Raw genomic sequence first — 11,846 nt, 5'->3', positions numbered from 1 at the left:
GAAGCGAACCGGGTGGGGGCCTTCCATGCATGACGCCGCCTCTCCGTGTCCTATCTATTCTTACGTAAGCTAGGGAGCCGGGCGATGGACGAAGACGCTTTCAATATGGCCGTTCGAAAGTTCCTCAAGGAAGTGGGCGTCACCTCGCAGCGCGAGATCGAGCGAATCGTGCGCGAGCACAAGGTCGATAACGGCCGTTTGAAGCTGCGCATGGCGCTGACGGCGGAAGGCACGCCGCTCAATCATATCGTCGAAAGCGAGATCGACGTTCGCTGAGCCTGTCAGATCGTCGGCGCCTCGACGAAGCGGGCGGCCTCGTCGATCTGTGCAGCGAGCGCGCGTATCTGCTGCTTTTCCGACTCGAGGGTCAGTTTTGCTTCCGCGCGCGCCAGGGCGTCCGCGGACTGGCGGAGGGCGGCCTTGCCGAAGGTCGTTTCATCATCGCGCGCCAGACCGAGCAGGATTTTCTGCAGCCAGATCTGCACTTCGACCAAGGCGGCGCCGTCGCGCGCGATGGGGCGAAAGAAATCCTCGAACATGTCGCCGATGTCGAGGGGCGGCAGATAGATGTTGGGAAAGTTCACTTCCGCTTCGCTGCGGGTCTCCCATAGAGCGAGCAGGCGCGCGCCCCGCGTGAGCACGTCGATCGCCGTGCCGGGATCATTGATCGCCGGCGAGAGCGCGCGCGAAGCGATTTCGCTAAGCACGATCAGGCCAAATCGGGGATCCTGCTCGAAGGTTCGATTGTCGCCGACGGAAAAAACGCCTCGCAGAGTCTCCGTCAGCTCCTTGAGCCGCTCTTGCTCGATGTTCGGACATGCGACGTAACACAGGGGCTTGGTGCGAAGCGCGAAGGAGCCGGGGTTCACCTCTATCCACACGGTCGCGCCTGTCTCTTCCGCCACTTCCTGCGCCGCCGTGAGGTCCATGTGCAGGACATAGCCCGGCCGCTCCGCATGGATCGGCGTCGCGTTTTCGGGCGGAGGCTCGATCGAGGGGTTACATCCGAGGTATGGCGATTCGAGCCGCTCCTCGAGCGCTTCGGCGGTCGCCTTCTCCACCCGCGGCAGAAGGTCCGAAAAGCGGCCGAAGACGCGCAGCAGATCGATCCAGCGAATGAAATTCCAGAACATCAGCGCGATGAGCACAAGCGTGACGAAGAACAGCAGAAGCCGTCCGGCGCCGCCGTAGATTCCCATATTGAGCGTGACGATTCCAACGAGGCTGAAGACGAATGCGCCAAGAAAAGTCGCGATGACCTTTTGAGAGGTCTTCTCTTCGAGCAGAAGCTGTATTGCGCGCGGCGTCGCGCTCGATGCGGCGCTCGCGATCGCGGCCGCCATGATGCCCAGTGAGAAGGTCGATACCGCCAGCATCGAGGAGGCCAGTATCGTCAGCACGCTTTCGAGGGCGTCGGCGCCGAGCTCCTGGTCGATCCATTCCGGCACATAGGTGCGCAGCAGGAAGGCGGCGAAGGCCGTGACGCAGCCGACGATCGCGTAGAGCGTCACCCGCACCCAGAGTTGCTGGAAGAAATGGGACAGCCGCCAGGCCCACTTGCTTTGCATGCCAATTCCCTCTGAAGCGCCGCGTCGAAGCTCAAGAGGGAAATAGCGCGCGGCAGCCGCCGAGCCACAGCAGGCTATTTCAGGCGAGAGGGCCTGTTAAGGGGCGCCGCAGCGGCCAGGAGTATAGGCAGGCGGTCCTTTGGGAGCCGTACGCTTTACCGGGAGCAGTATGGCGGAGAGGGGTGACGCACTGGCGCATTCGCGCTGGAATGCAGCCGCGCATTGCGCAGCTGCACCGTCTTACTATTCAGACCTCAATTCAACCAGCTTGGAGTTGAAACGCTTACCAGCACGTGCAGCCGCCGTAGGCGGGGACGGCGGCGCCGTAATAGCCGGGAGTGGCCGCGCCATAGTAGCCAGGGTAGCCATAGCCGTACGGGCTCGTCGCCGCGCCGAGCGCGAGGCCGGTGGCCAAGCCCGCCACGCCGAGCCCCAGCCCGGCGCCTGAGCCCCAATAGCCCCCGCGGCCCCAACCGCCACCGTAACCCCAGTTGCGGCCAAATCCGCCGCCGCCCCAAGCCTGGCGGCCCCATCCGCCGCCCCCACCCCAACGGCTCCACGCCGAGGCCGGGGTGGCGACCGACAACGCGCCGACGAGCATGGTGGCGGCGAGCGCTGTCGTGAGTAACTTGCGTGAGTTTTTCATCCCAAAATCTCCAGGTCCTCGTGTGAGGAGCCCCCCGAGCACGCCTAACGCGACAGCAGTTATCTTGTTCCGGGCGCGAGGGTGAGAGGGGGAGCTTTGTCCTGCAGAGTCCGAGGCTTTCGGCGTCCTCGTTCAGCGCTCCAGCGAGGAAATTCCATGAATTCCGTCGCGCTCAATCGAAAGCTTGCAGACTCGATCGGCCCGTGACGGCGTGCGCTGCGTGAGCGAGCGATCAGAACAAAGCGCGCTGATTTTTGAACGATCGCGAAAAGCGCCGGACCGACGATGTGCGAGGTTTCTCTATGCTATGGAAGGATGGCGAGAGAGACGGGACTTGAACCCGCGACCTCCGGCGTGACAGGCCGGCGCTCTAACCAACTGAGCTACTCCCCCGCGAGCGCGCGCACGCGAGAGGCGCCAGATAGCGCAGCCGCATCTAGAGGTCAAGGAACTTCGCTGTCGCGGACCTCAGACGAAGCGCCGCGGCGCCGGGGCACGCCGTGCGAGCGGCCGGCTGCTGGCGTCTTTCCCTGACCTTCCTTTGCCTTTCCTTTGCGCCTGCATTAAGCCTCGCGCCATATAAGGAGACAGATGTTGGACGACGACATGCGCAGGCGGCGCATCCGGGTGCGCGCCTGGCGGCGAGGCATGCGCGAGATGGACATCCTGTTGGGAGGCTTCGTCGACGCGCGCGTCGAGACGCTTCCCGCGCAGGCGCTTGACGAACTCGAGACTCTGCTCGACCTGCCGGACGCCGCGGTGTTCCGGTGGCTGTCGGGGGCTGAACAGCCGCCGGCCGAGCATGACACGTTGCTTCTCCGGCAGATCATCGCCTTTCACCAACACGACGGGCCGATCCATTGAGCGCCGCCGCGACAAAGCTCAAGAAAGCGGCGGCGGGACTTCAAGCGGCCCGCACCGGCCTCGTCAAAGGCGAAAGGCTGATTTTCGCCCATGCGCCGGACGGCTTCGACGCTTTCGTCAGCGCCGATCTTGCGCGCGCGCTCGCGCGCGATTCGGAAGGACACGCGGCGGTTTTCGTGCATGTCGCGCGCGACGGCGCGCGGTCGGCGGCCTTTCGCACAGCGCTGCGTTTCGCCAATCCCGACGTCGAAATCCTCGACATTCCGGGATGGGACTGCCAGCCCTACGATCGCGTGTCGCCGCATGCGGGCGTCGTGGCGCGGCGGATGACGGCGCTTTCGCGTCTCACGCGCGCAAAATCCTCATTCGAACGTCCGCGCGTCGTCACGACCACCGTCGACTGCCTGTTGCAGCGCGTTCCGCCGCAAAAGATGGTCGCCGCGGAAAGCTTCGCCGCCGCGCCCGGCAATGTCGTGAAGCTCGACGAACTGGCGCTTTGGCTCGAGTCGAACGGCTATCTGCGCGCGAGCACCGTGCGCGAGACCGGCGAATATGCGCAGCGCGGCGGCATTGTCGATCTTTATCCGCCGGGGCTGCCGGCCCCGATCCGTCTCGATTTCTTTGGCGAAACGCTCGAGTCGATCCGCTCGTTCGACCCCGATACGCAACGCGCGACGGGGCAGCTTCGTTCGCTCGACCTGACGCCGATGAGCGAATTGCGGCTGACGAGCGAGACGATGCGCCGCTTCCGGCAGTCCTACGCCGCGCGCTTTGGCGGGCAGACGCGCGGCGACGCCCTTTATGAGGCTGTCAGCGAAGGCCGGCGTTTCCACGGCATGGAGCATTGGCTGCCGCTGTTCTATGAGCGGATGGATACGCTCTTCGACTATCTGGGCGAGGCGCCTGTCGTGCTCGATCCGCTTGTCGAGGATGCGGCGGCGGAGCGCGTTAAGCAGATCGAGGATTATTACGACGCGCGCAAACATGCGCATGATCTCGATCCCGCCGCCTCAAACTACAAGCCGCTCGAACCGCGCGCGCTCTATCTGTCGCTCGAGGAATGGCGCGCGGCCATCGAGCGGCGCGCGGCGGCGCAATTCTCTCCTTTCGCGGCGCATGAGGGCGAGAAAGTCATCGATTGCGGCGCGCGGCCCGGCCGCGACTTTGCGCCCGAGCGCAACACGCCCGACGTCAATGTCTTCCAGGCGGCCGCGGACCATGTCGAGGCGCTGCGCGACGCGGGCAGAACGGTCATCGTCACCGGCTGGTCCGAGGGCTCCTGCGAGCGGCTCGGCCATGTGCTCGCGGAACACGGCTTGCCCGACTTGCCGCGCGTCGCGTCGCTTCCACAGGCCTTGTCGAAGGCCGTCTCCATAGCCGTTCTCGGGATCGAACACGGCTTCGAAACGGATGCCTACGCGGTTCTGGGCGAGCAGGACATTCTTGGCGACCGCTTCGTTCGTCGCCGCCGCAAACGCAAGCCCAGCGAAAATCTTCTCGGCGAAGTCGCCGCGCTCGCCGCCGGCGATCTCGTCGTGCATGTCGATCACGGCATCGGCCGTTTCATCGGCCTCGAAACGATCTCCGCCGCCGGCGCGCCGCATGATTGCCTCGAACTCCACTACGCCGGCGGCGACAAGCTCTATCTGCCGGTCGAAAACATCGAACTCTTGACGCGCTACGGCGGCGAGGACGCCGAAGCGCAGCTCGATCGCCTTGGCGGCGCCGGCTGGCAGTCGCGCAAGTCGAGGATGAAGAATCGCATCCGCGAAATGGCGAAAGGGCTCATCGAAATTGCGGCGCAGCGGCAGCTGCGCGAGGCGCCGAAGCTCGTTCCGCCGGAAGGACTCTACGACGAATTCTGCGCGCGCTTTCCTTATGACGAAACCGAGGATCAGCTCGCCGCCATCGACGCGACGCTCGATGATCTCGCCGCCGGCCGGCCGATGGACCGACTGGTTTGCGGCGACGTTGGTTTTGGCAAGACCGAGGTCGCGCTGCGCGCCGCCTTCTGCGCCGCCATCAATGGCAAGCAGGTGGCCGTCGTCGCGCCGACCACCTTGCTTGCGCGCCAGCACTACAAGACGTTCACCGAGCGCTTTGCGGGCCTGCCGGTGCGCATCGGACGATTGTCGCGGATGGTGGGCGCCGCGGAAACGCGCGAGACGAAGAAGGACCTCGCCGACGGCCGAATCGAAATCTTGATCGGCACGCATGCCGTGCTTGGCAAGACGGTGAGCTTTAAGGATCTGGGACTCGTCATCATCGACGAGGAGCAGCATTTCGGCGTCGGCCACAAGGAGCGGCTGAAAGAATTGCGCGCCGAGGTGCATGTTCTGACGCTCTCGGCGACGCCGATACCGCGCACGCTGCAGCTCGCCATGACGGGCGTGCGCGAGCTTTCGATCATCGCCACGCCGCCCGTTGACCGGCTGGCGGTGCGCAGCTTCGTCTCGCCCTTCGATTCGCTCATTGTGCGCGAAGCGCTGCTGCGCGAGCGCTATCGCGGCGGCCAGGCTTTCTTCGTCTGTCCGCGCATCGAGGACCTCGAGGAGGCTGCGGCGTTTCTGCGCGAAAACGTGCCTGAGTCGAAATTCGTCCTGGCGCATGGGCAGATGAGCGCGAGCGAACTCGAGGACAAGATGTCGGCCTTCTGCGACGGCAAATTCGACATTCTGCTGTCGACGACGATCGTCGAGTCGGGCCTGGACATCCCACGCGCCAATACGCTGATCGTCTGGCGCGCCGATATGTTCGGCTTGGCGCAGCTCTATCAGCTGCGTGGCCGCGTCGGGCGCGCCAAATTGCGCGCTTATGCGCTGTTCACGACGCCCGCCAACCGCACGATCACGCCTCAGGCGCAAAAGCGTCTGGACGTGCTGCAGTCGCTCGATACGCTTGGCGCGGGCTTCCAACTCGCCAGTCACGATCTCGACATTCGCGGCGCCGGCAATCTGCTTGGCGACGAGCAGTCGGGACATATCAGGGAGGTGGGCTATGAGCTGTATCAGCAGATGCTCGCCGACGCGATCACGCTGTTGAAAGCTGGAATCGAGGAGCCGCAGGAGGAAGCCTGGTCGCCGACGATCGCGATCGGCGCGCCGGTGACGATACCGGAAGATTATGTCGCCGACCTCACGCTGCGCCTGCAGCTCTATCGCCGTCTGTCGACGCTCGAAACGGATCAAGACATCGAAGCGTTCGCCGCCGAGATGATCGACCGTTTCGGCCCGATTCCGCCGGAAGTGGAACAATTGCTGGAGATCGTCGCGATCAAGGCGCTCTGCCGTCGCGCCCACGTCGAAAAGATCGACGCCGGCCCCAAGGGCGTCATCGTCGCGTTCCGCGAAGACAAATTCGCAAACCCGGCGGGGCTCGTGCGTTATGTCGCGGAGCAGCGGTCAAGCGCCAAGGTGCGCCCCGACATGCGCGTGGTGTTCATCCGCGAGTTCGAGAACACGAAACAGCGGCTCGCCGGCACGCGCCGAATTCTGCGGGCGCTCGTCGAGATCGCGGAGAAGAAGAAGGCCGCGTAAGCCTTTGCGCCGCATCGCAGCGGCGTTTTTCGCTTGTGCGAAGAAAAGCAAGTTAGCGCGACGAATTTGCGACAACGAACCTCGCGCGCGTTGCGCAACCGACGTGGCCGAGTGAAAGATGCGCGATGGGTTTGCGCCTGTCCGTTTTTGCGTCGCGGGATCTGTTCAAAAGAAGCAAAGTTCGCTTTCAAAATTCATGCGGCTGCGTGACGATTCGCCCATCGCCTCACGGCTTGATCTGTGACAAAGTTGCAGACGTTCAACGGCGCCTGATGCTCGATTAGGCGCTCAACATGCGCGAAGCTCCATCAATGATTCGTCGCGCCAGCGACGACAGGAGCGATCGCGACAAACATTTCAAGGGAGGGCGCCATGACGACGCGAAAACAAACATCGCGCGGAAAATTGCTTGCGGCGAGCGCCGCCGCTTTGCTTCTCGCAGCTGGAGTCTCGGTGGCGCAGGCGCAGCAGGGCGGCGCCGAACACGGCGGCATGGACCATAACAAGATGGACCATGGCGCCATGGAGCATGGCAAAATGGACCACGGCGGCGCCAGCGCCCCGGCGCAGTGGGCGGACCCCGGCAAGGCGCAATCAGGCGGCGCTGAATCCGGCAAGGCCGACGAGCAGAAGAGCGAAGCGGGCAAGGCCGGCGAAGGTCATGCAGGCCATCATGGCGGCATGTCGGGCATGGGCCAAGGCGGCGGCCAGAGCGGCGGCATGGGCGGCATGTCGGGCATGAGCCACGGCGGCGGCATGGGCGGCGGCATGGGCGGCGGCGGCATGGGCGGGATGATGGGCGGCATGTCGGGCATGAGCCACGGCGGCGGCAAAGACGGCGGCAAGGCCGCCGACGGCATGAGCGGCATGTCGCATGCCGGCGGCGGGATGATGAACAAAATGGTCTGCGGCTTCGCAGAACATGTCGATGGGCGGCTCGCCTATCTCAAGGCCGAGTTGAAACTCACGGCGACGCAAACCGGCGCCTGGAGCGCCTTCGACGATGCATGGCGCGCTGCGGCGCAAAAGGCGAAGCAAAAATGCGACGCGTCCGACATGCGCATGGACCATTCCAAGCCGGAAGTGTTGAATAAGCTCACGATGATGGAGAACCATATGGTCGACCATCTCGAGGTCGTGCGCGCCCAGAAGGCTGCGATCGAATCGCTCTTCACCAGTTTGAGCGATGAGCAGAAGAAGACCGCAAATGAAACGCTGACCGGCATCATGAAGGTCGGCAAGTCCATGGGCGACATGATGGGCGGGGGCATGGGCGGCGGCATGATGGGCGGCGGTATGGGCGGCATGTCGCATTCGGGCGGCGGCATGGGCGGCATGCAGCATTAGTCCGGCAACATCGCTCCCGGCGGGCCGCGGGCCCGACCGGGAGTGCGCCTAAATGGCTTTTGAGATTGAATTAGAAGCGGCTTTTGAGATTTGAGAATGCGCTTGGCAGCCGCGCGTCTGAGTTCGCTCTACTCCACCGAAAACTCGCGCATCATGCCTGCGTCCTCATGTTCGAGGTTGTGGCAGTGATACATGAAGCGGCCTTTGAAATCGCCGAACGGCTTGATGATTCGCAGGCGCTCGCCCGGCGTGACGAGCACAGTGTCCTTTAGGCCGCTGTCGATGAAGCCATCGCGGACCGAGGCGTAGGCGTCCTCGTCGCCTTCAAAGCGGCGCTCGATAATTTCGAAAGGCTGGCCGTGCAGATGGATGGGATGCGCCATCGACATCATTCCCATGCCGCCCATGCCGCCCATACCCATGCCGCCCCTGCCCATGCCGCCCATGCCCATGCGGCCGCGCATCATGCCGCCGCCCATCATGCCGCGACCTTGCATCCCGCCCATGCCCATCCCGCCCATCCCGCCCATGCCCATGCCGCCCATGCCGCCGTGCTCATGGAAAATTTCGATGAGCTGCGTCGTGTCGACGGGGATGCGCTCGCGCGGCTGGATGTCGTCGTGACCGTAAGGTCGTCCGTTCAGGAACATCGCCATATGCGCCATGGTGATCGCGATCGGCATCGGATCGTCGAGATTGGCGATCTCGTCCTTGCGAAAACGCCGTATCGTCGAGAGCTTTTCCGGTAGTTTCCACGAGTCGTTTGAAGCTTTCGTCACCCGCGCCGTAAACAGGGGGAATTCTTCCCCCATGGCGAGATCGCTTCCCATCATGCGTTGCGCCATCGGCGGAATAAGACCGTAGAATTCTCCGCTCAGCATCGTCAGCTTCGAGCCCTGCGGACGTCCGCTGAAATCGACGATGAGATCGAGGCGCTCGGCGGGCGCGAGCATCACATAAGGCCGCGTCTCCGCCTTCTCCAGCAGTCCGCCGTCAACGCCGATCACGGTGAGCGGAGTCCGGTCGTCCCAGCACAGTTTGTAGATGCGCGCATTCGAGCCGTTGAGGAGTCGTAGACGATAGGCGCGGCTCGCGACGTCGAGCGTGAAGTCGCTTCGTCCATTGACGAGCACGCGGTCGCCGTAAAAGCCGAACATGCTCGTATGCATGTCGCCGCCATAGGCGAGCTGATTGTCGTCGTCGAACGAGCGATCCTGGATGACGAGCGGAATTTCGAATTCGCCGGACGGCAGTCCGAGCGCGCGCTCTTCCGCGTCCTCAACGATGATGGCGCCGGCCAGGCCGCGATAGACCTGCGTCGCCGTCTTCTCGTGCGTATGCGGATGATAGAAATACATCCCGGCGCGATTGCGGATCTCGAATTCGTAGACATACGTTTCGCCCGGATCGATCGCCGCCGTTGGATGGCCGTCCATGAGCATCGGCACATGCAGACCGTGCCAATGTGTGATGGTTTCCTCCGGCAATTCGTTGCGAAGCCGGATGCGAACCTTTTGTCCCTTGGTGAACCGCAGCAGGGGGCCGAGGTAAGCGTCAGGCAGCGCCGTCAGCGCATTCGGCGGACCTTTGATCAGATTGCCGACGTAGCGCCACACGCGCGTCGGCTTGCCCGTCAAAATCGGCGTCTCATCGCGCTTGCAGATTAATTCGAGTTCAACGTCCGGCGTGAAGGCGTCGGACGCCAGGTTGGGCGCGATCCGGCGCATCGCATGGCCCTGGCCGAAGGCCGGGGCGCCGAACGTCGCCGCTGCGCCCGCGCCGATGAGAAGTCCCCGGCGCGTCAAAGGCCTAAAGCGTTTCATGCATCCCCCTGAGCGGCGTTTGCTCGCCACTTAAATTAGATAGTGCTTATATATGCGGTCTCAGGGCGTTGATAACTGCGGCAAAACGCGTCATGTTTTTTGCGGGGGCGCGTTTTTGCCCAAAGGCGGTTATAATTGGAGAGTGGCGCCCCCCGCTCACCGACCCAGATCGATTATGCAAGCAGCGGCGGCGCTGGAGCGCGGCTTTCCATCGCAATGAACGACAGCAGCCAACAACGCGCCTTTAGCGCGACCTTGGCCGTGGACGCCCTTCGGCGGCGCCGCGCGCTCGTGGTGCGCCCGCGCTTCCTCATGTTTCTCCTGCTGTGCCTGCTGGCGCATCTGAGCGTCCTCGCGTTCCTGCTCTGGGAGGACTGGCGCTCCGCCCGCGAAGCGCCGCGCATCGACGAGGAAACTCCCGTCGAGGTGATCACCGAACCGCCCGCGCCGAAGCAGGAAGAGCCTCCTGCGCCCGAGCCGGAGAAGCCGCCGGAGCAGCAAAAACAGCAACAGAAGCCGCCGCCTCCGCCGCCGCTGGAAGAGGAAAAGCCGGCTTTCGACGCCCCCGAGGCCGAGAGCAAGACCAAGTCCGACGTCAACGCGCCGGAGGAGAAGGACGTAAAGACGCCGAAGAACGCGGAGGAGAAGGACGCGCCCAAGGACGACAAGCCTCAGGGCATGAAGGACGCCGAGGACGAAGACGGAAAGGCGAAGGCGCCGGAAGAGACCAAAGATACGCCGCTCGAGGATAAGAGCGACGCCGAGATCATCGAGCAGGCCGCGCCCGAAAAGAAGCCGCAGGAAAAGCCCGACCCGAACGAAAAGGGGTCAGTGAAGAAGGGCGAGGCGAACTCCATCGCCGATCAGCTCGCGGCGCTGGCGCCGATCCCCGACTACAAGCTTGCCGCGCCGCGCAAGTTCTCGCCGGTCGGCGGCGGCCACGCGAAGACGACCTATCTGACGATTCTCTACGGCCTGATCATGCCGCACATGCGTATTCCGCCACGCGTGCGCGGGAGCGGCGCGATCGGCAGGGGCGCGGTTGTTTTTTACATCGACGAGTTGGGCAATCTCACCCATCAGGCTGTGCACCAGCCGAGCGGCGCGCCCGATCTCGACGCCGCCGCTCTTGCGGCCGTGCGCCGCGCCGCGCCTTTCCCCGCGCCGCCGCGCGGCCTGCCGCACTCGATGATCTTCAGCTACGCGACGAAGTAGTCTGGATTCCGGTCAGGCTTTCGCCTGTCACGCCAACCGCTCAATTCAATCATGCGTTAGATCAGCGCGATCGCCGAGACGAGCCGTCCATAATCCGGCTCGCGGCGATGGACGCTGCGGCGGTAGCTGAAGCAGCGCGCTTCATCGGCATAAGTGTCGACGCCGAGGTCTTCGAACGAGGCCACGTCGAGCGCCTCGACGCGTGAGGCGATGAAGCCCGGCAGATCGAAGGTGGCATGGCCTTCGCGCGCCGTCGGCGTAAAAAAGCGCGAAAAGGACGCGTCGGCGTCGCGAAACTGATTGATGAATTCCGGCCCGACTTCATAGCTCGTCGCGCCGATCGCCGGGCCGAGCGCGACATGGATGTCGGCGCGGCGCGCGCCATGCGCCTCCATCTCTCTGACGGTCGCTTCGATGACGCCGCCGAGCGCGCCCTTCCAGCCGGCGTGGCAGGCGCCGATGACGGCCGCATTCGCGTCGGCGAAAAGCAACATGCCGCAGTCGGCGCCGGTGACGCCGAGTGCGAGCGAGACTTCCGCCGTCACCACGCCGTCGCATCGCGGCCGTGCGTCAGCGCTCCACGGTTCGCGCACGGCGTGCGCCTCTGCGGAATGGATCTGGAACGGCACCAGCAGGCGCTCGGCCTCAACGCCGAGACGCGCCGCCATCCGGGCGCGATTCTCCTCGACATGCGGCGGCGCGTCGCGCGAGCCGACGCCGCCATTGAGCGAGGCGTAGACGCCTTGGGACACGCCGCCGTCGCGGGTGAAAAAGGCGTGGCGCAGGCCGGGCAGGCTGAGATTTTGCGCGGTCAGCGCAGGCGTTTCGAACGTCATCGCGTCAGATG

At 64.3% G+C, this 11,846-nt stretch carries 9 protein-coding genes and 1 tRNA gene; 5 read left to right on the top strand and 5 right to left on the bottom strand.

Features of this window, described 5'->3' with window-relative positions; all coding sequences use genetic code 11:
• The first annotated feature begins 84 nt into the window (after nucleotides 1–84).
• Nucleotides 85–276 carry a DUF6494 family protein gene (locus IYX23_RS18830; protein WP_196394484.1) on the top strand — a complete coding sequence of 64 codons (192 nt, stop codon included), beginning with the start codon at nucleotides 85–87 and terminating at the stop codon, nucleotides 274–276.
• 5 nt (nucleotides 277–281) lie between these two features.
• On the opposite strand, the gene IYX23_RS18825 is transcribed toward IYX23_RS18830, so the two are convergent.
• From IYX23_RS18825 to IYX23_RS18815, 3 genes are all read right to left on the bottom strand, one after another.
• Nucleotides 282–1,568 (bottom strand): DUF2254 domain-containing protein, encoded by a 1,287-nt coding sequence (locus IYX23_RS18825; RefSeq protein ID WP_196394483.1) that lies wholly within the window; start codon nucleotides 1,566–1,568, stop codon nucleotides 282–284.
• A 283-nt stretch (nucleotides 1,569–1,851) separates the two neighbouring features.
• The gene (locus IYX23_RS18820; RefSeq protein WP_196394786.1) at nucleotides 1,852–2,214 is read right to left on the bottom strand and encodes a hypothetical protein; all 363 of its coding nucleotides are present in this window, start codon (nucleotides 2,212–2,214) and stop codon (nucleotides 1,852–1,854) included.
• A gap of 316 nt (nucleotides 2,215–2,530) precedes the next feature.
• A tRNA-Asp gene (locus tag IYX23_RS18815) sits at nucleotides 2,531–2,607 on the bottom strand.
• 198 nt (nucleotides 2,608–2,805) lie between these two features.
• On the opposite strand from IYX23_RS18815, the gene IYX23_RS18810 reads away from it, so the two are divergent.
• From IYX23_RS18810 to IYX23_RS18800, 3 genes are all read left to right on the top strand, one after another.
• Entirely contained in the window at nucleotides 2,806–3,078 is a 273-nt protein-coding gene (locus tag IYX23_RS18810) for a succinate dehydrogenase assembly factor 2 (protein ID WP_196394482.1), read from the top strand.
• Nucleotides 3,075–6,614, top strand: a complete 3,540-nt coding sequence (gene mfd / locus IYX23_RS18805) for a transcription-repair coupling factor (protein ID WP_196394481.1) — start codon at nucleotides 3,075–3,077, stop codon at nucleotides 6,612–6,614. The genes IYX23_RS18810 and mfd overlap by 4 nt, the downstream gene beginning before the upstream one ends.
• Nucleotides 6,615–6,986: 372 nt before the next feature.
• Nucleotides 6,987–7,961 carry a Spy/CpxP family protein refolding chaperone gene (locus tag IYX23_RS18800; RefSeq protein ID WP_196394480.1) on the top strand — a complete coding sequence of 325 codons (975 nt, stop codon included), beginning with the start codon at nucleotides 6,987–6,989 and terminating at the stop codon, nucleotides 7,959–7,961.
• A 128-nt stretch (nucleotides 7,962–8,089) separates the two neighbouring features.
• Here the strand turns inward: IYX23_RS18800 and IYX23_RS18795 are convergent, their stop codons facing one another.
• Entirely contained in the window at nucleotides 8,090–9,784 is a 1,695-nt protein-coding gene (locus tag IYX23_RS18795) for a multicopper oxidase family protein (protein ID WP_196394479.1), read from the bottom strand.
• A 216-nt stretch (nucleotides 9,785–10,000) separates the two neighbouring features.
• Here IYX23_RS18795 and IYX23_RS18790 point away from each other — a divergent pair, with 216 nt between their 5' ends.
• Complete coding sequence (locus IYX23_RS18790) at nucleotides 10,001–10,999, top strand: TonB family protein (protein WP_196394478.1); 999 nt, start codon at nucleotides 10,001–10,003, stop codon at nucleotides 10,997–10,999.
• Nucleotides 11,000–11,055: 56 nt separating this feature from the next.
• Here the strand turns inward: IYX23_RS18790 and IYX23_RS18785 are convergent, their stop codons facing one another.
• The gene (locus tag IYX23_RS18785; RefSeq protein ID WP_196394477.1) at nucleotides 11,056–11,835 is read right to left on the bottom strand and encodes a polyphenol oxidase family protein; all 780 of its coding nucleotides are present in this window, start codon (nucleotides 11,833–11,835) and stop codon (nucleotides 11,056–11,058) included.
• Nucleotides 11,836–11,846: the final 11 nt, after the last annotated feature.

The sequence above is a fragment of the Methylocystis sp. L43 genome (genome assembly GCF_015709525.1).
Classification (GTDB): domain Bacteria; phylum Pseudomonadota; class Alphaproteobacteria; order Rhizobiales; family Beijerinckiaceae; genus Methylocystis.
This window is presented reverse-complemented; position numbering and strand designations above follow the sequence as displayed.

Excerpts from the sequence above, each read along its gene's own strand:
- IYX23_RS18790 (WP_196394478.1), top strand. The coding sequence starts at position 10,001 with ATGAACGACAGCAGCCAACAACGCGCCTTTAGCGCGACCTTGGCCGTG.
- IYX23_RS18795 (WP_196394479.1), bottom strand. The coding sequence starts at position 9,784 with ATGAAACGCTTTAGGCCTTTGACGCGCCGGGGACTTCTCATCGGCGCG.
- IYX23_RS18800 (WP_196394480.1), top strand. The coding sequence starts at position 6,987 with ATGACGACGCGAAAACAAACATCGCGCGGAAAATTGCTTGCGGCGAGC.
- IYX23_RS18830 (WP_196394484.1), top strand. The coding sequence starts at position 85 with ATGGACGAAGACGCTTTCAATATGGCCGTTCGAAAGTTCCTCAAGGAA.
- IYX23_RS18810 (WP_196394482.1), top strand. The coding sequence starts at position 2,806 with ATGTTGGACGACGACATGCGCAGGCGGCGCATCCGGGTGCGCGCCTGG.
- IYX23_RS18825 (WP_196394483.1), bottom strand. The coding sequence starts at position 1,568 with ATGCAAAGCAAGTGGGCCTGGCGGCTGTCCCATTTCTTCCAGCAACTC.
- IYX23_RS18785 (WP_196394477.1), bottom strand. The coding sequence starts at position 11,835 with ATGACGTTCGAAACGCCTGCGCTGACCGCGCAAAATCTCAGCCTGCCC.
- IYX23_RS18820 (WP_196394786.1), bottom strand. The coding sequence starts at position 2,214 with ATGAAAAACTCACGCAAGTTACTCACGACAGCGCTCGCCGCCACCATG.